Raw genomic sequence first — 17,463 nt, 5'->3', positions numbered from 1 at the left:
ATACCACCTTGTCATCCGAAACCGTATTGGCTGTTGCAGTTTGCAACAGAATCTTCTGGATCTTGCACCCGCATCCACCACTCTCAGATTTATCCATGATCTGACAAGACATCGACATCGGCTGTCCTTAAAATCCATTTTCCATAATTAAAACAGCACATTATCGTGCCGAAACATTCTGTAATGCCCTATTTTCTGCCGACAAGACTCGTATGCTTTCATTGCGAAAATATGACGGACTGGAGGAATTTTGAAGTCATGCGGACCGACCCGAAGCGAACATTGCCTGTAGCCGAAGTTGACCGTCCATGAAGCCATATTGCAGCATGGTATTGAACGTGTGGCAGCGCTGTGCGGCCATCCTGTTGGCCGGAAAGCCTTATGAGTGATGCAAGCGTTACCGTCGCACCTAACCGGAAGAAGCTCATGATCAGGGTGTTACCGAAGAATGAACTCAAGGAGCTTTCGGTGAAAGCTGAAGCAGACGGTTTAACGCTGAGTAATCTTGCCGCCACTTGCGAGAAGTTTGATGTAGCACCGCAAGATGTGCTGAACGAGCTGTCCGTCACGGTTGCGGAAGGCTATCTACAGGGATCTTTGATCTATGATTTTTGCGACGGCGTCATGAACGGGATCATAAATGCCGTGATTGAAGTGGGCATGACTAACGAAATGCCTCAGCCCGCTTTCTCGCTTTACCAAGCATTCGATCAAGGTGAATGGATCCGCAGTAACGACCCTCCGGAGACTGACCCGAGTGAGAAATACACGAAGCCGGTGGTCCAGGAAATAATGCGTACCCTTAGAGGTTAGCTTTCACAAATTGAGAGTTTATCGCTTTTGGGCTGGAAGCGGGCTTGCATCGACCGGCTGAATCCACAGGCGAAAGCAGCTCGCCACAGAATTTATAATTGACCATGACAAAGCATGACAAAGGGGACTGATTTATTTCCTTAAAAATATATCAGTCCCCTTTTCCATAGACTAAAAAATCGATAGAACTGAATATGAGCGAGCTACCGAGGTCCGGTGCGGGCCATGATGATGCAATACGGAAGAAAATCCATGCTGCCATAGCTACGAGAAACTTGGCAAGTGCATCGAACAATACCAAGTGGGATGAGCTGATCAACCATTTCCGCCAGTGTCAGGGTTGGCGTCCGTCTTACCGATCCAAGTCCGTCACTGGATATGTCTCAGGGTGGGATGTCGAGTGGTTTTACCATCTGCCGTTTCCATTTGCGTCCGTCGAATGGTTCGACATTGGCTTGTCAGAAGCCGCCCCCTCAAAAGGAAGGCTGCTTGCAAGTACAACCATTGACCATACAGACGAAATATCGAAGGTGGTCGCACAAATTGGCTTCGAGTTTGACGTGCGCGCCGACGTTCTGAGAATTTGGGGATACTTCCCAAAATCGTATGAAGATTTTCCGCCAGTATAATAGTCTGCGAAAAAAGGAGACTCATTGTCTCAAGGGCCCCATATAGCATAGTCGCTGACAGCTAATCCCGTTTTCAGGGTGACCGCATCACCCTGTCGTCGAAGCCAGCGCATTGTGTAGTTCTTGTCGGGCGAGAGGAAAATCCTCAAGCGTCATCCGGACGCTCAGCGTTTCGCGGGCTTTGGCCACCGATGCAGGCCCCAGGATCACAATGGCTCGTATGGCGGCCCAGCGAGTAAAATGGTTCTCTGGGTCTGAAACCAGTGAAAGTATCTTTTCAAAGTCCGCATCGTCGGATGCGTGCTCTGCTAACAACCTAGCAGTACCTAAGATATCAATTGGGTATGCAACTTGATGTACGCCCAGATACATCGCCCTGTCGATCAATTCGTCAAAAGAAGAGTCCATGGTGCCTCATAAGGTAAACAAAAATCCCCCACGCACCTGAATCCACTTATCCTGTCAGATTCCACTAGCGGTGCGACCGTAACCTCCCAGCTTACCCAACCGATCAGCCTGTGTCTGAGATCAGTAAATCATCGGCACGATTTTAAGCGTGGCGGCTGACGTGCATGTCAATGAACGCAATTCAGATGACAGGTTTGGGTCGACTGCCCCCTTCACGACAGGCAGAAATCGGCCGGAAGCATCCTTTCCAACTGAATGCAGTCGACCTGAGAAATTGGTTAAAGTGTTAACAAGACAGCCCGCACGAGCATTAAAAGGATTAAAAAATGAACTTAATAAGGGAATGGCTGGGTAGACTGAAGAACCAGCAAATGCCGGCTTCCTCATTGGCGGAACAGCGGCGAAACGAAGCGTTGGAACTGCTAGGGAATGCAGAGGACAATGGAAAATGGATAGAGGTCAGTACTCACTACAACGGCTTCATTCGAGAAGTCGCTGTCAGGGGGCTGTGCAATAATCCTTCTCCTGAAGCGTTAGTAGCTTTGATACAGCGTTTGAACGACTGGGTACCCCAGATTCGCGATCTAGCGTTGGAGGGGCTGAATCACTATATGACTCCATCCCAGGCTCAGGCGCTATTGTTCGCGCTGGAACCTCTCATAGCGTTGGCCGCGCGCCGAAGAGCCGATCATGGTCCCACGCTCATGGCCGCTCGCTCTGTACTGCAGTCACCCGAGATCAAGACTGAGGTCTACGCCAATTTCCTTTCGCAACAAGGTAAAGCTGCGCGCTATCTGTTTGCGCTATTGCTGGAAAAGGACTCAGCGCCGGAGACGCTTTTAAGGGACGCCCTGGCCCATCGCGAGCTGACCGTACGGTTAGCTGCCGTGTCAGCATGTCAAGATTTACCAGCTGCGCAAGCATCACCACTGTTACTTGAAGCCCTATCACGACCCGGCGCCAAAGTGCGTGTTTGYGTGCTGCGCGCCCTACTGCCGTTGGTCGACGATCCGAAGCCATTGTTGCGCCAGGCCTTGCTGGATGCATCGACCTCGATCCGTAGTTTGGCGCGCTGGGCAGCAGTACGCCATAACGTCGATGCAAGCGCCATCCTGACGGAGAAATTGAATCTGGGCTTTCCACCACGGAAACAGGATTGGCTCGGTATTATTGGCTTGGCAACCGAACTTAAAGTCCCTCTGGACAAGCGGTGGCTAACAGAAGCGATGCGCTCTCACTATTCCTCCGTGCGGCAAGCGGCCATACGCCTGCTTGGCGACAACCAATTGACCGAGTTGCTGAGGGCGCTTGACGACCCATCAGACAAAGTGTTTTACGCCGCAGTCGCTCAACTGAACAAGCAACCTTGGAAATCTGTGACCCCTGGATCAGGCGACAAATTAGATCGGGATTGGCATGAACTGTCGACGGCACGCCGCCAAGCGATACTTCAATTGAGGCCGGGTTGGCAGCAGGTGGCGTACCTACTGGGGCGGCTGAGCACTGAAACAGGTGCACAGGCTTTTTGGCTACGTCAGGTTGGGATGTGGTGCGATCGCCAATATCAAATCGTCGATCCGGTCACCTCAAAGGCCGAGCGAGAAACACTGGCGCAAAAGCTCCGGAACTTAGCCGCGGCAGGACTCATCCGCAGCGACAGCGTAGCCCGTATTGCAGAATGACCTGTAAGTAAAGAGGGACATATTGATCGACAGCGCTCGTGCCCCTGGATGCAATCGGCTAAATGCAGTCACTCATAAGCACTAAACAGCACATTAGCGTGCCGAAAAACTCTGTTATGCCCAATTTTCTTCCGACAAGACTCGTATGCTTTCATTGCGAAAACAYGACGGACTGGAGGAATTTTGAAGTCATGCGGACCGACCCGAAGCAGCAAAAAGGGAACTGATTTATTTCCCTCAAAAAAGTCAGTCCCTTTTTCCGATTTGCAACCGCTCGACCCCTTTTTGCAAATGTCCGTAAGACCCACAACTCCCGCCCCTGGGTCACTGCCATCGTGCTGTTCGGCTTGGAGGTCGAAGGTGACGCCCCGGTTTATCTTGAAATCCGCTTCGAGGACTACCAGGCACTGCAAATCGAAGACGACCACCTCATGCTGACTCTGGAGGAGACCATGAAGTGCGCAGAGGCCGAGTACGGCATTGTCCCGAGCGACTGGCGAGCAATGAGTCAGCACGAAATTGATCGTATCCCTTTTTCCTGAATGCCAGGAGCCACTAAGCGATTCGCAAGAACGCAACCAGGGGACAATCCCCGAAGATTTGCAGTTATCATCAGGCCACCATCCAAGAAAAGGACTTCACAGATGAAGCGTCTGTTTGCCTGCACCCTCCTGGCTCTGGCCGTCGTCAGCTACGCCAAGGCTGACCAGAGCACCTTCGAAGAAACGAACCAGTGCTCGGAAGATATCGACTGCCAAGGGGATTTCATTTGCAAAAATGGCCAATGCGATATCCCTGAGCCCCTGCAAAGCCCCATTGTAAAGCCCATCGCCACGACGCAAATCGCGCAGCCTGCACCACCTGCGCCTCCCGGTGTTGCCTATGAAACCTTGCCCGTGAGTGCCGAGCGAGCAGGGCCTTTCACTACCGAGACCAAGGAGATGGGGACCGCTCTGAATTATCAATCGCGGGCTGGCGTGGTGAATCTCATGGAATCAATTGTGGAGCAGGCTGAGTACACCGGTTACGTGTCTATTGAAAAGGCTTATACGTTTGGGCCGAGTAAATATGTGGTGGTGGTTTCCACGGGAGAGGGAGGGAATGGTTGTCCGGCATCTACTTATGTTTTCAGTTTTGACAGCAAGGCTGAGCGTGTTGATGGAACGCGGGTGGTGGATGGGTGTTCTGAGTTGGTTGAGGCCGTGGCGGAGGGGAATAAGCTTACGGTTAAGAAGGAGGGAGCCGGGACTGTTGTTTATAACGGGGTTGTTGATCAATAGGTAACGGGCCCACCGCCGTTTTTCGAAGCAGCTCGCCACAGAATTTACAATTGACCATCGTTAGATCCCCCCCACAACGCTTGCTCATCGAAGGACATCGAATCACTGCGCAGTATCGTCACTCGCCAACTCTTTCAACTTAATCTCAGCCAACGGATGCCCGGCCTTCAAGGCAATACGCCAAAACCGCGCCGCTTCCACCGGATCCGGTGCCTTGCTCGGCGTCCCCGCGAGGCAGATCACGCCCACCTGATACGCCGCCTTGCCATCCCCCGCCAACGCGGCCAGGCGCAGTAATCGCACACCCTCCTCGCGAGCCCCAAGACCGACGCCGCGAAAGGTCAGGATGTGGCCGTAGAAGCTCTGGGCGGCGACATCGCCCAGGTTGGCCATGCGCGCGAACTGGCCCTCGAGCCAGCGCCAGCCGCGCGGTTGGCGCACAAACCACGACCAGTGGAACAACCGGCGGGCCAGCCAGTAACCGGCCCGCGCCTTGAGTCGTAGGAACACTCAGGCTTCTGCCGACTCGGGGTACTCGTATTCGAACACCCGCACCACTTCCGAGGCATGCCAGGACGCGGCAGCCACGCCGTCGGACGGTCCGGAGAAGCGTCCGAGGCGCTCGACACATTCGAAGAAGCCGGTGCGCGGCAAGCGACTGGCGCCCTGGCTGATCACCAGCGAGCTGCGCAGCGGCTGCTCGGCCCTGGCGTCCAGCGCGGCCAGGTGTTCAAGGGCGGCGGTCAGGGTTTGCATGGCGGGCGTGGGTAGCTGCAATCGCTCCAGCAATGCCCGATAAGTCAGAAGATGGCGCTGACGGCGCGCCTGATCCAGTTCCCCCAGCAATCCATCCCAATGTTGACGACTGATGCGTACGCTCACGATTCATCCCTCCATCCTGGCACCGTCAACTCCCAGGCGAGGCTGCGGCGAATAGCAGCGTCGGGTTGACGCTCACCGCTTTCGATCAAGGCGAGATATGACGGGCTGATGCCTACCGTGCGGGCAAGCGCCTCAATGGCGATGCCCTTCCCTTCGCGCAAACTGCGTAGTTGATCCAGACCCGGAAGAGTCTGGTCTGATGTGGCCGCGGGACGCACTGTGGCTTCGCGCGGTGGTTGTTCGTTGATGCCTGCTGCTTTCAGTAGAGCCTGATACTGAGCCCATGGCAGAACCGCATATTCTGGTTCGCCTTCGCGTGTAATTATCTGAATATCCATGACTACCCCGTAGGACAACGACACGTAGCGAGTCGGCACTTTTCCTTAGAAGTGTAATCCTAACAGCGGCCAAGGTCGCGGGGGGTATGAATATGGATGATCCTGAATCGGTTCAGTTTTTTTTCGGGCCCTGAAGTTGCAGCTGTTCCGGGGTATCGGGCAGGCGTTCAACCACTGCGAGTTTTTCCGGCGCCTGACGCTTGCGCCAGGCGCGGAAGGCGTTGAGTTCGTCATCGAGGACTTTCATCAGCCAGGCCAGGACGGCAATGTCGTCGAGCATGCCGAACACCGGGATGAAATCCGGGATCGCATCCACCGGGCTCAGGAAATACATCAGGCCGGCCACCACCGAAACCATCGCTTTCGGGCTGATGGCCCGGTACTCGCCACGCCAGTAGGCCAGGCAGAGTGCCTGTAACAAGCGCAGATCGTCTTTAAGTTTGCCCAGACGATTACCTTGGCTCGCGCCTTTGCTGGCAACCGCGAACAGCAGGGTCGGCAAACGACCACGGGCGAGCAGGCGCCCGGCCATTGGCAGGAAGCGGGCGAAATTCCAGGGCATTTTCATCTTTTCCTCCCACTGAAATGTTATCCACACAAATTGTGGATAACCTTGTGAACAGAGCTGCATTTCACCGCTGGAAGCCCCGTTTCACAAGGGTCTTGCTCAGATCGGGCGTTTTTTACTCACATAAAAAAACCCAAGATTTCATTGACTTGGCGCACCGGTCCGTCTAGCTCGGGCACTCTCACTGGCTATGACTGCAGCGTACCGCATCCGTTCGCTTTGTTTACCTTCACCAAACCCCAGATGCAACAACGCCCCGCATAAGCGAGGCGTTGTTTTTTCGAGCAGACGCGGATTACTTGGCGTCGTCTTGTTTGGCTGGATCCTTGATGCCCAGCAGCTCCAGGTCGAATACCAGCACCGAGTTGGCTGGAATCGCCGGGCTAGGGCTTTGGGCGCCGTAAGCCAGGTCGCTAGGGATGTACAGTTTGTACTTCTCGCCAACGTGCATCAGTTGCAGGCCTTCGACCCAACCCGGAATCACACCGCTGACCGGCAGATCGATCGGGCTGCCGCGCTCGACGGAGCTGTCGAAAACGGTGCCGTTGGTCAGTTTACCGGTGTAGTGAACAGTCACTACGTCGGTCGGCTTAGGCTGTGCGCCATCGGCCTTCTTGACCACTTCGTATTGCAGGCCGGAAGCCGTGGTGACGACACCGGCTTTCTTGCCATTCTCTTCGAGGAATTTTTTGCCGGCGGCTGCCGACTCTTCGCTCATCTTGGCCAAACGCTCTTCGGCACGCTTCTGCAGCGCTGCGAAGGCTTCAACCAGTTCCTCATCCTTCAGTTTCTGTTCTTTCTTGCCGACGGCATCTTCGATGCCTTGGGCTACGGCTTTGGAGTCCAGATCATCCATGCCTTCCTGAGCCAGACTTTTGCCCATGTTCAGGCCAATGCCGTAGGAAGCTTTTTGCGCCGGGGTTTTCAGCTCTACGCTGGTCTGCGAATCACAACCCGCAAGTACCAGGCCAACCAGGGCCACCGCCGCCGCCAACCGATGCTGTTTCATGCTATTTCCTTGTTCATGCGCCTAAAGGGCAATCGAGTAAAGCCGCGAGCTTATCAGGCGGCCACGACCAATGGCTACCGGCATGAGAGCAGGAAACTTCCGATAAGTTCAGGTGTTTAAACGCATTTCGGGATTAGAACGATGAAGCTTCTGTCATCTGGCTCTCACAGCCCCCGATGCCGGTTCCCACAGCCCTTGGCGTAATGGCCTCTTGCCGCACTTCATCAGCTGAGGCATAAGAGAGCTACAAATTGACAAGGATGTTTATCGTGCGCCTCATAATCCGCTTGCTGATTCTGATCGCAGTACTACTGGGGCTGGGCCTCGCCGTGGTGCTGTACTACGTCGCCAACCCGAAATTACCGGCCTGGTCACCGGCGCAACAGGTGCATTACCTGGAGCAATGGAGCGCCGCAGACCGCCAGGCCTACTACTTCACGCCCCAAGGCACCCAGGTCAAAGGCTTGCGCTATGACTGGTTCAACGCGCTCGAACTGCCGTTCTCGCAAAAACGATTCGCCGCCCCCGAATACCTCGCACGCTTTGGTTTTCTGATCGATCCGAGCCAGAAAGCCACGCCAGACAACCCTGGCAACCTGCCCGTCGGTTTCGCCCGTCATCAGAATCCGGGCAGCCAGGAAGAGTTTCTGGACATCACCTGTTCCGCCTGCCACACCGGCGAATTGCGTTTCAACGGCCAGGCCGTGCGCATCGACGGTGGCTCGGCCCAGCATGTGTTGCCATCCAGCGTCCCGACCCTGCGCGGCGGCAGTTTCGGCCAGGCACTGGTGGCCAGCCTCGCCTCGACTTACTACAACCCGTGGAAATTCGAACGTTTCGCGCGCAATGTCCTGGGCCAGGACTATGACGCCCGGCATCAACAGCTACGCCAGGACTTCAAAAGCTCACTCGATACCTTCTTGAAAGTGGCCTGGAACGATACCCATCGCGGGCTCTACCCCACCGAAGAAGGCCCCGGCCGTACCGACGCCTTCGGGCGCATTGCCAACGCCAGCTTCGGCGACGCCATTTCGCCGGCCAACTACCGCGTGGCCAACGCGCCGGTGGACTACCCGCAACTGTGGGACATGTGGACCTTCGACTGGGTGCAGTGGAACGGTTCGGCGCAGCAACCGATGGCCCGTAACATCGGCGAGGCCCTGGGTGTCGGCGCCACGCTGAATTTCTTCGACGCCAGCGGGCAGCCCCTCAAGGGCGACGATCGCTACCCGTCCAGCGTCCGGGTGCGCGATCTGCACCGGATCGAACAAACCCTGCAACGACTCAAGCCGCCCGTCTGGCCGGAAGCCTTGCTGGGCTCCATCGACAAACCGTTGGCCGCAAAAGGCCGCGCACTATTCGCGGAAAACTGCGCTGGGTGCCACGTCCCCCGCGTCACCCAAAGCGACGGCAGACCGGTGCACCACCTGAACTTACTGCCCGTGGAGGTGATWGGCACAGACCCCGGCGCCGCCAACAATATTGCCGACCACCGCTTCGATCTGACAGCCCTGCAGTGGGATCCGGCAGAGCTTGCGCAACTGGACGTGCAATTGCATCCAAAACCCACGGAGCCCTTGGATTTGAGCCAGTTGTCAGTGGCCAAGGGGCTGGCCTACGTCACTGCTTTCGTGGGGAACCAGGCCTATCGCGCTGCCAATGTGACGCCGGCGGAGCGGCCGAACCTGGACGGTTTCGGCTTGCCTATCGGCGTCCAGGAATTACGCAGCTATAAGGCCCGGCCGCTGGCGGGCGTCTGGGCCACGCCGCCGTTTTTGCACAACGGTTCGGTGCCGAGCATTTATCAACTGCTCTCGCCCCAGGATGAACGTGCAACAACGTTCTACAAGGGCACCTTCGAATACGATCCCAAACACCTGGGCTATCGCACCGAAGCCTTCACCAACGGTTTTGTGTTCGACACGCGTATTACCGGCAATCACAACAGCGGCCACGAATTCCGCGACGGCGAGCGCGGTAATGGCGTGATCGGTCGCCTGCTGCAACCGCAGGAGCGCTGGGCGCTGCTGGAATACCTGAAAGTGTTGGGCGGCCCGCTGGAGTCGCAATTGCCAGACCACCTCATCAGTCAAAAGGATTGACCCATGCTGATCACGCTCTGGCTACGTCTGGGTGCCTTCCTTGGTAAAACCCTGCTTTGGATGTTGGGTTTGGGGGTCCTCGGCTGGGCGCTGACCATGGCATGGCTCGCCTGGCAACATCGCGGCCCGGTATCGGCTGAAGAACTGATTCCGGACGGCGAAGCGGCGATGACCCGGGACATCATCCAGACAGCGGTGCGGATCGTCGATCAACACCGCGAAAGTACTCGCTATCTGCGCGATGCTCACGCCAAGGCCCATGGTTGCGTGAAGGCCGAGGTTCAGGTGCTGCCGGATCTGGCGACGGCGTTGCGCCAAGGCGTGTTCAGCGAACCCGGCAAAACCTGGCAAGCGACGATGCGTCTGTCCAACGGCAATGCCTATCCGCAGTTCGACAGCATCCGCGATGCCCGGGGCATGGCGATCAAGTTGTTCGATGTGCCGGGTAAACAGTTGCTGAGTGATCGACAAGGGCGCAACGAGCAGGATTTCGTGATGTTCAACCATCCGAACTTCTTTGTCAGCGATGTCGCCGAGTATCGTCAGAATGTGGCCGCTCAGGCTGACGGCAAAACGATAATGGCGTTCTTCCCGGCTTGGGATCCGCGCACCTGGCAGGTTCGTCATCTGTTTATTGCGCTGGCGACACTCTCCCCTGCCCCGGCAAGCCCGACCCAGACCACCTACTTTTCGGTTTCGCCGTACAAGTTTGGTGAGGCCAACGTCAAATTCCGGGTGATACCGGATCCGGAGAGCTGCCCGACCTACACGCTGCCCACGCAAAATCAAAACCTGCCGAACTTCCTGCGCAGTGCGCTGAACCAGCAGCTGTCGACTGATCGGGTGCCGGCCTGTTTCGTTTTGCAGATCCAGCGTCAGGATCCGGGCCAATACATGCCGATCGAAGACACCAGCATCGAGTGGCGTGAACGAGACGCGCCCTTCGAAACCGTGGCCAGGATCAAGCTGCCCGCCCAGGATTTCGACACCCCGGCGCTGAACCTGCAATGCGACAACCTGTCGTTCAATCCATGGTTCGGCCTTGAAGCCCATCGGCCGATTGGTGGAATCAACCGGTTGCGCAAAGCGGTGTACGAGGCCGTTAGCGACTACCGACACAGCCGCAACGGCGAACAATAAGTAAGGCAGAAACGAAAAAAGCGACCCGAACAGGTCGCTTTCTTCAGTGAGTCCGGCAAAAAGCCAAATCCCAGACAGCAAAAAGCCCGCATTAAGCGGGCTTTCTGTGGTGATCTGGCGTTCAGTGTTCCAGATACCGAATATGGCGCAGCGGACGGGACTCGAACCCGCGACCCCCGGCGTGACAGGCCGGTATTCTAACCGACTGAACTACCGCTGCGCGAAACGCTTGAAACGAATGGTGGGTGATGACGGGATCGAACCGCCGACATTCTGCTTGTAAGGCAGACGCTCTCCCAGCTGAGCTAATCACCCTTCGCTTCGTTACGGGACGCATTATGCCACAAGTTTTCGTAAAGTGTTGATTTAATTGAAGTTTTTTTCAAAAAAATCCGAAAACCGGTGAAACGACACAACCCGATGGAACAAGGTACAAACTTGAGACAGAAAAAAACCCGCCTCAGCGGGTTTTTCCGTGGTGACCTGGCGTTCAGTGGTCCAGGTTACCGAATATGGCGCAGCGGACGGGACTCGAACCCGCGACCCCCGGCGTGACAGGCCGGTATTCTAACCGACTGAACTACCGCTGCGCTAAACACTTGAAACGAATGGTGGGTGATGACGGGATCGAACCGCCGACATTCTGCTTGTAAGGCAGACGCTCTCCCAGCTGAGCTAATCACCCTTCGCTTCGGTGTGGCGCGCATTCTACGGAGCGACCCAACCTCTGGCAAGCACTTTTTTAAATAATTTTCTCAGGCCTTCCAAAGGCTTAGAGAAGGGTTGGCCTATGACCCGGCGAAGACAATAATGCCCCCCTTTGTATAAAGGAGAGACTCACCCCATGTGGTTCAAAAACCTGCTTATCTATCGCCTGACCCAAGATCTGCCTTTTGATGCCGAGGCGTTGGAAACTGCACTGGCCACCAAACTGGCGCGTCCATGTGCAAGCCAGGAGTTGACCACCTACGGTTTCGTCGCGCCCTTCGGCAAAGGCGAAGATGCACCGCTGGTACACGTCAGCGGAGACTTCCTGCTGATCGCCGCCCGTAAAGAAGAACGCATTCTGCCGGGCAGCGTCGTGCGTGACGCAGTGAAGGAAAAGGTCGAAGAGATCGAAGCCGAACAAATGCGCAAGGTCTATAAAAAGGAACGCGATCAGATCAAGGATGAAATCATCCAGGCCTTCCTGCCTCGCGCCTTTATCCGTCGCTCGTCGACCTTCGCCGCCATTGCGCCAAAACAGGGCCTGATCCTGGTGAACTCGGCCAGCCCGAAACGTGCCGAAGACCTGCTGTCCACCCTGCGTGAAGTGATCGGCTCGCTGCCGGTACGTCCGCTGACGGTGAAGATGTCGCCGACCGCAACCATGACCGAGTGGGTTACCACTCAGAAAGCCGCAGACGATTTCTTTGTGCTGGACGAGTGCGAACTGCGCGACACCCACGAAGACGGCGGCATCGTGCGCTGCAAGCGTCAGGACCTGACCAGCGAAGAAATCCAGCTGCACCTGAGCACCGGCAAAGTGGTCACTCAACTGTCGCTGGCCTGGCAGGACAAACTGTCGTTCGTGCTTGACGACAAAATGGTGGTCAAGCGCCTGAAGTTCGAAGACCTGCTGCAAGATCAGGCGGAGCAGGACGGTGGCGACGAAGCACTCGGCCAACTGGACGCCAGCTTCACCCTGATGATGCTGACCTTCGGCGACTTCCTGCCAGCACTGGTTGAAGCGTTGGGTGGTGAAGAGACCCCACAGGGTATCTGATTGCCTTAGGGCGCCGGCCTTGATCGGCGGCGCCTGGTAAGAAAAGATCGCAGCCTTCGGCAGCTCCTACAAAGGATCGCATTTCAAATGTAGGAGCTGCCGAAGGCTGCGATCTTTTTGCAGGCAACCCAAGTTCCAAGCCCTACCCGCTTTTAAACACATAACAAGGATCAGGCCATGCGCGCACTCGCTGCATTGAGTCGTTTTGTCGGCAACACCTTCGCTTACTGGGTACTGATTTTCGCCATCGTGGCGTTTCTGCAGCCGGCCTGGTTCATCGGTTTGAAAGGCGCCATTGTGCCGCTGCTGGGGCTGGTGATGTTCGGCATGGGCCTGACCCTCAAGCTCGAAGACTTCGCCGAAGTCGCTCGCCATCCGTGGCGCGTGGCCCTGGGCGTGGTCGCCCACTTCGTGATCATGCCCGGCATGGCATGGTTACTCTGCCAGGTATTCCACCTGCCGCCAGAGATCGCCGTCGGGGTGATTCTGGTCGGCTGCTGCCCGAGCGGCACTTCGTCGAACGTGATGACCTGGCTGGCTCGCGGCGACCTGGCGTTGTCGGTGGCCATTGCCGCCGTCACCACCCTCCTCGCGCCATTGCTGACACCGGCGCTGATCTGGCTGCTGGCCTCGGCCTGGTTGCCGGTGTCGTTCATGGAGCTGTTCTGGTCGATCCTGCAAGTCGTGCTGTTGCCGATCGTACTTGGCGTGGTTGCCCAACGCGTACTCGGTGATCGGGTTCGTCACGCGGTAGAAGTGTTGCCGCTGGTATCGGTGGTGAGCATCGTGATCATCGTCACGGCCGTGGTGGCCGCCAGCCAGGCGAAGATTGCCGAATCCGGTCTGCTGATCATGGCCGTGGTGATGCTGCACAACAGCTTCGGCTACTTGCTGGGTTACTTCACCGGGCGCCTGTTCAACCTGCCGCTGGCCCAGCGCAAATCCCTGGCACTGGAAGTCGGCATGCAGAACTCCGGTCTGGGTGCGGCACTGGCCAGTGCGCACTTCTCGCCGCTGGCGGCGGTGCCGAGCGCGCTGTTCAGCGTCTGGCACAACATTTCCGGGGCCCTGCTCTCCACCTATTTCCGTCGCATGAGCGAAAAAGAGGATCGGAAAATCGCTGCTCAGCAAGTGGCTGACTGATCCGAAAACTTGATCCTCGGGTTAATGATGGGCACTCTATCGCGCAACGCGGGGACGACCTCGCGGCTCGATCGAGTGCTTAATCCGGGGACGACCCCATCCATCGATGGAGGTCTTCCATGTCCTGGATCATTCTGTTTTTCGCCGGCCTGTTCGAAGTCGGCTGGGCCGTTGGCCTGAAATACACCGACGGCTTCAGCCGCCCTCTTCCCACCGCATTGACCGTTGCCGCCATGGCGATCAGCCTTGGCCTGCTGGGCCTTGCCATGAAGGAATTGCCGCTGGGCACGGCCTATGCAATCTGGACCGGCGTGGGTGCAGTGGGCACGGTGATCGCCGGGATCATTCTGTTTGGTGAATCCATGGCACTGTTTCGGTTGGCCAGTGTGGCACTGATCATTACCGGGTTGGTTGGGCTCAAGGTCAGCGCTTAGGCCACTGACGTCATCGCGGGCAAGCCCGCGATGACGCCCGCAAAGTCACCAACTATCTAACGGCGCCACGCAAATCCCCCACCAACGCCTGCAACTTCGCTGGCTCAGCCACCTCAACAGCCACCGCCGGCCCTGCCACCAAGGTCACCCGCGACCATAACCGACGGAACAAGCCCTTGTTCGGATCGCGGCTGAAGAAACTCCCCCACAACCCCTGCAACGCCAGCGGAATCACCGGCACCGGTGTTTCTTCGAGAATCCGCGTCAGCCCGCCCTTGAACTCGTTGATCTCGCCATCAGCGGTCAACTTGCCTTCGGGGAAAATACACACCAGCTCGCCATCCTTCAGATACTGGGCAATGCGGGTGAAGGCTTTTTCGTAGATTTGAATGTCTTCCTGACGCCCGGCGATCGGAATCGTGCCGGCCGTGCGGAAGATGAAATTCAGCACCGGCAGGTTGTAGATTTTGTAATACATCACAAAACGAATCGGCCGACGCACCGCGCCACCAATCAGCAACGCATCGACGAACGACACATGGTTACAAACCAGCAGTGCCGGGCCCTCATCAGGAATCAACTCCAGGTTGCGATGCTCGACGCGGTACATGGAATGGCCGAGCAGCCAGATCATGAAACGCATGCTGAACTCGGGGACGATTTTGAAGATGTACGCGTTGACGCCGATGTTCAGCAGCGACACCACCAGGAACAGCTGCGGGATCGACAGCTTGGCGATGCTCAGCAAGACGATCGACACAATCGCCGATACCACCATGAACAGGGCGTTGAGAATGTTGTTGGCGGCGATCACGCGGGCCCGTTCGTTCTCGACGGTGCGGGACTGGATCAGCGCATACAGCGGCACGATGTAGAAACCGCCGAAGACCCCAAGCCCGAGGATGTCGATCAACACCAGCCAGGTGTGACCGAACCCGAGGATTTCGAGCCAGCCATGGCCGGCAACGCTGTCCGGAATTCCGCCGGAATGCCACCACAGCAACAGGCCAAATACGGTCAGGCCGAATGAGCCGAACGGCACCAGACCGATCTCGACTTTGCGCCCGGAGAGTTTCTCGCAAAGCATCGAACCCAGTGCAATACCGACCGAGAACACGGTAAGAATCAGCGTCACCACGGTCTCGTCGCCGTGCATCCATTCCTTGGCATACGCCGGGATTTGCGTCAGATAAATCGCCCCGACAAACCAGAACCATGAGTTGCCGACGATCGAACGCGAGACCGCAGGGGTTTGCCCCAGGCCCAGCTTCAACGTGGCCCAGGACTGGCTGAAGATATTCCAGTTCAGGCGCATTTGCGGCGATGCCGCCGCAGCTCGGGGAATGTTGCGGCTGGCCAGATAACCGAGCACCGCAATGCCGATGATTGCCGTGGACACCACCGGCGCGTAGTTGCTGGCGGACATCATGATGCCGGCGCCAATCGTCCCGGCGAGAATTGCCAGGAAGGTGCCCATTTCCACCAACCCGTTGCCACCCACCAGCTCTTCTTCGCGCAAGGCCTGCGGCAGGATCGAGTACTTCACCGGCCCGAACAGCGCCGAGTGGGTGCCCATGGCAAACAGCGCCAACAGCATCAGCGACAGGTGATCGAACATGAAACCGACCGCGCCCACCGTCATGATGACGATTTCCCCGAGCTTGATCAGACGGATCAGCGCGTCCTTGGCGAACTTCTCCCCGAACTGCCCGGCCAGGGCCGAGAACAGGAAGAACGGCAGGATAAACAGCAGCGCACACAGGTTGACCCAGATCGAACGGTCACCCTCGATGGTCAGCTTGTACAGAATGGCTAGGATCAGCGACTGCTTGAAGATGTTGTCGTTAAAGGCCCCAAGGGACTGCGTGACAAAAAAAGGCAGGAAGCGCCGAGTGCGAAGCAAGGTGAACTGCGAGGGGTGACTCATCTTCCATGTGTCCCTGATTTTTTTGGTAGAGGGTGGCGTGGATACTGTTATTGGAATGTCGAACGTCGATCCAGGCCACACACATTACCTAATCTTTGCCGGTTATTTCTTTAATCCTGCGATGCACGGTGAGACAAACAGTTCGCCCTTCCACGCGCCCTGCACCGTGCGTTTGGCGACAATCAGCCACATCACCGCCAGCATGGCCACCAACACGCAACCAAAGACACTGAAAAACGTCAGGTTCAAGGTGCTGGCCAGTTTCAGCGTAGTCAGGGAATAGACACCCAGCGGGAACGTGAAACCCCACCAGCCGAGATTGAACGGGATACCGGCGCGCAAGTAACGCACGGTGATCAGCAGTGCTATCAGCATCCACCAAAGCCCGAAGCCCCACAGCGTGATCCCGGCCACCAGCCCAAGGCCCTCAGCTATTTCACCGATCCCCGGCAGACCATTGGCGGCAAAGATCGCCGGCGCGTCGGCACCCATCAACAACATGCCCAGCGCACCCGTGCCAATCGGCCCAAGCGCCAGCCAGCTCGAGGCGGCCATGTTTTCGTGGGGCAATTTATGCAACGCCATGCGCAGCAACAGGATGGTCAGAATGCTGAACGCCACCGGCAGGGAAAAAGCCCAAAGCACGTAGCTGGTCACCAGCACCACTAACTGCGAATGAGCATCGGCGAGGTGCGGCGCCAGCAAGCCACCACTGGCAGCCGCCACTTCCGCCGCCACCACCGGCAACAGCCAGACAGCGGTCATCTGGTCGATGCTGTGCTCCTGACGGGTGAACATCATGTAGGGAATCAGTACGCCGCAGGCCAGCGACATCGCCACGTCCAGCCACCACAGCACTTCGGCGACATGAATCACACCGTCGCCCCAGCGCGGCAGGCCGAACAACAGAAAGCCATTAATGATGGTCGCAAGGCCCATGGGAATGGTGCCGAAAAACATCGAAACCGTGGAGTGGCCGAAAATCCGCCGCGCTTCGTCGAAGAACATGACCCAACGCGCGGCATACATGGCCGTGAACAACACAAACAGGCCAATATTTAATAACCACAAGCCTTCGGCCAATGCATGCAGACCGGGAGTCGACACCGGCAGTTGCGCAAGCGCAAGCGCCAATACACCAGTGCCCATGGTCGCCGCGAACCAGTTCGGGGTGAATTGGCGGATGGCTTCTCTTGGGTGCTGCAGATGACTGAACGGCTTGATACCGGGTTTAACGCTACGGGTGCAGGTCATGGCGAACTCCTGTCCTCTAATGAGGGAGGCGCTCATGATAGATCCGAATAGAATATCGATATAACGGGTAATATCTCTAACTGTTATCT

Annotated in this window: 18 protein-coding genes and 4 tRNA genes; 10 read left to right on the top strand and 12 right to left on the bottom strand. The window is 57.0% G+C overall.

What is annotated here, in order from left to right; all coding sequences use genetic code 11:
• The first annotated feature begins 381 nt into the window (after positions 1–381).
• Complete coding sequence (locus AC1DIS_RS09780; protein ID WP_477744282.1) at positions 382–813, top strand: hypothetical protein; 432 nt, start codon at positions 382–384, stop codon at positions 811–813.
• 194 nt (positions 814–1,007) lie between these two features.
• Positions 1,008–1,442, top strand: coding sequence for a DUF6678 family protein (locus AC1DIS_RS09775; protein WP_028940040.1), 435 nt, complete (start codon positions 1,008–1,010; stop codon positions 1,440–1,442).
• A gap of 87 nt (positions 1,443–1,529) precedes the next feature.
• On the opposite strand, the gene AC1DIS_RS09770 is transcribed toward AC1DIS_RS09775, so the two are convergent.
• Positions 1,530–1,850: a hypothetical protein gene (locus tag AC1DIS_RS09770; protein ID WP_028940039.1), complete on the bottom strand. Its 321-nt coding sequence runs from the start codon at positions 1,848–1,850 to the stop codon at positions 1,530–1,532.
• Positions 1,851–2,176: 326 nt separating this feature from the next.
• Between AC1DIS_RS09770 and AC1DIS_RS09765 the strand changes: the two genes are divergently transcribed.
• The 3 genes from AC1DIS_RS09765 (at position 2,177) to AC1DIS_RS09755 (ending at position 4,812) form a co-directional block, all read left to right on the top strand.
• Positions 2,177–3,532, top strand: a complete 1,356-nt coding sequence (locus tag AC1DIS_RS09765; protein ID WP_028940038.1) for a HEAT repeat domain-containing protein — start codon at positions 2,177–2,179, stop codon at positions 3,530–3,532.
• 335 nt (positions 3,533–3,867) lie between these two features.
• Positions 3,868–4,074 carry a hypothetical protein gene (locus AC1DIS_RS09760; RefSeq protein WP_477744281.1) on the top strand — a complete coding sequence of 69 codons (207 nt, stop codon included), beginning with the start codon at positions 3,868–3,870 and terminating at the stop codon, positions 4,072–4,074.
• Positions 4,075–4,176: 102 nt separating this feature from the next.
• On the top strand, positions 4,177–4,812 hold the full coding sequence (locus tag AC1DIS_RS09755) for a hypothetical protein (protein WP_019579664.1): 636 nt from the start codon (positions 4,177–4,179) through the stop codon (positions 4,810–4,812).
• 102 nt (positions 4,813–4,914) lie between these two features.
• On the opposite strand, the gene AC1DIS_RS09750 is transcribed toward AC1DIS_RS09755, so the two are convergent.
• The 5 genes from AC1DIS_RS09750 to AC1DIS_RS09730 all read right to left on the bottom strand — a co-directional run bounded on the left by AC1DIS_RS09750 (position 4,915) and on the right by AC1DIS_RS09730 (position 7,609).
• On the bottom strand, positions 4,915–5,322 hold the full coding sequence (locus tag AC1DIS_RS09750; RefSeq protein WP_477744280.1) for an SEL1-like repeat protein: 408 nt from the start codon (positions 5,320–5,322) through the stop codon (positions 4,915–4,917).
• Positions 5,323–5,694 (bottom strand): hypothetical protein, encoded by a 372-nt coding sequence (locus tag AC1DIS_RS09745; protein ID WP_007898892.1) that lies wholly within the window; start codon positions 5,692–5,694, stop codon positions 5,323–5,325.
• Positions 5,691–6,032 carry a helix-turn-helix domain-containing protein gene (locus tag AC1DIS_RS09740; protein WP_026286335.1) on the bottom strand — a complete coding sequence of 114 codons (342 nt, stop codon included), beginning with the start codon at positions 6,030–6,032 and terminating at the stop codon, positions 5,691–5,693. Before AC1DIS_RS09740 ends, AC1DIS_RS09745 begins: the two co-directional genes overlap by 4 nt.
• Positions 6,033–6,144: 112 nt before the next feature.
• Positions 6,145–6,600 (bottom strand): YkvA family protein, encoded by a 456-nt coding sequence (locus AC1DIS_RS09735; RefSeq protein WP_028940036.1) that lies wholly within the window; start codon positions 6,598–6,600, stop codon positions 6,145–6,147.
• A 295-nt stretch (positions 6,601–6,895) separates the two neighbouring features.
• Positions 6,896–7,609 (bottom strand): FKBP-type peptidyl-prolyl cis-trans isomerase, encoded by a 714-nt coding sequence (locus tag AC1DIS_RS09730; protein WP_018925162.1) that lies wholly within the window; start codon positions 7,607–7,609, stop codon positions 6,896–6,898.
• Between the two features lie 269 nt (positions 7,610–7,878).
• Between AC1DIS_RS09730 and AC1DIS_RS09725 the strand changes: the two genes are divergently transcribed.
• Both AC1DIS_RS09725 and AC1DIS_RS09720 read left to right on the top strand, forming a co-directional pair.
• Entirely contained in the window at positions 7,879–9,711 is a 1,833-nt protein-coding gene (locus AC1DIS_RS09725) for a di-heme-cytochrome C peroxidase (RefSeq protein WP_018925161.1), read from the top strand.
• 3 nt (positions 9,712–9,714) lie between these two features.
• Positions 9,715–10,851, top strand: coding sequence for a catalase family protein (locus AC1DIS_RS09720; protein WP_477744278.1), 1,137 nt, complete (start codon positions 9,715–9,717; stop codon positions 10,849–10,851).
• Positions 10,852–10,994: 143 nt separating this feature from the next.
• Here AC1DIS_RS09720 and AC1DIS_RS09715 read toward each other — a convergent pair.
• The 4 genes from AC1DIS_RS09715 to AC1DIS_RS09700 all read right to left on the bottom strand — a co-directional run bounded on the left by AC1DIS_RS09715 (position 10,995) and on the right by AC1DIS_RS09700 (position 11,536).
• A tRNA-Asp gene (locus AC1DIS_RS09715) sits at positions 10,995–11,071 on the bottom strand.
• Positions 11,072–11,090: 19 nt separating this feature from the next.
• Positions 11,091–11,166, bottom strand: a tRNA-Val gene (locus AC1DIS_RS09710).
• A gap of 198 nt (positions 11,167–11,364) precedes the next feature.
• Positions 11,365–11,441, bottom strand: a tRNA-Asp gene (locus tag AC1DIS_RS09705).
• 19 nt (positions 11,442–11,460) lie between these two features.
• Positions 11,461–11,536 (bottom strand) — tRNA-Val (locus tag AC1DIS_RS09700).
• Between the two features lie 159 nt (positions 11,537–11,695).
• Here AC1DIS_RS09700 and rdgC point away from each other — a divergent pair.
• The 3 genes from rdgC (at position 11,696) to sugE (ending at position 14,193) form a co-directional block, all read left to right on the top strand.
• The gene (gene rdgC / locus AC1DIS_RS09695) at positions 11,696–12,616 is read left to right on the top strand and encodes a recombination-associated protein RdgC (protein ID WP_007936132.1); all 921 of its coding nucleotides are present in this window, start codon (positions 11,696–11,698) and stop codon (positions 12,614–12,616) included.
• Between the two features lie 177 nt (positions 12,617–12,793).
• The gene (locus AC1DIS_RS09690) at positions 12,794–13,759 is read left to right on the top strand and encodes a bile acid:sodium symporter family protein (RefSeq protein ID WP_018925159.1); all 966 of its coding nucleotides are present in this window, start codon (positions 12,794–12,796) and stop codon (positions 13,757–13,759) included.
• Positions 13,760–13,878: 119 nt separating this feature from the next.
• Positions 13,879–14,193: a quaternary ammonium compound efflux SMR transporter SugE gene (sugE, locus tag AC1DIS_RS09685; RefSeq protein WP_018925158.1), complete on the top strand. Its 315-nt coding sequence runs from the start codon at positions 13,879–13,881 to the stop codon at positions 14,191–14,193.
• A 52-nt stretch (positions 14,194–14,245) separates the two neighbouring features.
• Here the strand turns inward: sugE and AC1DIS_RS09680 are convergent, their stop codons facing one another.
• Together AC1DIS_RS09680 and AC1DIS_RS09675 are read right to left on the bottom strand one after the other, a co-directional pair.
• Positions 14,246–16,120, bottom strand: a complete 1,875-nt coding sequence (locus AC1DIS_RS09680; protein WP_477744277.1) for an MFS transporter — start codon at positions 16,118–16,120, stop codon at positions 14,246–14,248.
• 102 nt (positions 16,121–16,222) lie between these two features.
• Positions 16,223–17,374: a TDT family transporter gene (locus tag AC1DIS_RS09675; protein ID WP_477744276.1), complete on the bottom strand. Its 1,152-nt coding sequence runs from the start codon at positions 17,372–17,374 to the stop codon at positions 16,223–16,225.
• Positions 17,375–17,463 lie beyond the last annotated feature (89 nt).

The sequence above is a fragment of the Pseudomonas sp. 05N433 genome, from assembly GCF_056396925.1.
Note: the sequence above shows the minus strand (reverse complement) of the source record. Positions and strands in the feature narration are given on the sequence as shown.

Excerpts from the sequence above, each read along its gene's own strand:
- AC1DIS_RS09680 (WP_477744277.1), bottom strand. The coding sequence starts at position 16,120 with ATGAGTCACCCCTCGCAGTTCACCTTGCTTCGCACTCGGCGCTTCCTG.
- AC1DIS_RS09690 (WP_018925159.1), top strand. The coding sequence starts at position 12,794 with ATGCGCGCACTCGCTGCATTGAGTCGTTTTGTCGGCAACACCTTCGCT.
- AC1DIS_RS09730 (WP_018925162.1), bottom strand. The coding sequence starts at position 7,609 with ATGAAACAGCATCGGTTGGCGGCGGCGGTGGCCCTGGTTGGCCTGGTA.
- rdgC (WP_007936132.1), top strand. The coding sequence starts at position 11,696 with ATGTGGTTCAAAAACCTGCTTATCTATCGCCTGACCCAAGATCTGCCT.
- AC1DIS_RS09770 (WP_028940039.1), bottom strand. The coding sequence starts at position 1,850 with ATGGACTCTTCTTTTGACGAATTGATCGACAGGGCGATGTATCTGGGC.
- sugE (WP_018925158.1), top strand. The coding sequence starts at position 13,879 with ATGTCCTGGATCATTCTGTTTTTCGCCGGCCTGTTCGAAGTCGGCTGG.
- AC1DIS_RS09775 (WP_028940040.1), top strand. The coding sequence starts at position 1,008 with ATGAGCGAGCTACCGAGGTCCGGTGCGGGCCATGATGATGCAATACGG.
- AC1DIS_RS09740 (WP_026286335.1), bottom strand. The coding sequence starts at position 6,032 with ATGGATATTCAGATAATTACACGCGAAGGCGAACCAGAATATGCGGTT.
- AC1DIS_RS09735 (WP_028940036.1), bottom strand. The coding sequence starts at position 6,600 with ATGAAAATGCCCTGGAATTTCGCCCGCTTCCTGCCAATGGCCGGGCGC.
- AC1DIS_RS09720 (WP_477744278.1), top strand. The coding sequence starts at position 9,715 with ATGCTGATCACGCTCTGGCTACGTCTGGGTGCCTTCCTTGGTAAAACC.
- AC1DIS_RS09780 (WP_477744282.1), top strand. The coding sequence starts at position 382 with ATGAGTGATGCAAGCGTTACCGTCGCACCTAACCGGAAGAAGCTCATG.
- AC1DIS_RS09675 (WP_477744276.1), bottom strand. The coding sequence starts at position 17,374 with ATGACCTGCACCCGTAGCGTTAAACCCGGTATCAAGCCGTTCAGTCAT.
- AC1DIS_RS09755 (WP_019579664.1), top strand. The coding sequence starts at position 4,177 with ATGAAGCGTCTGTTTGCCTGCACCCTCCTGGCTCTGGCCGTCGTCAGC.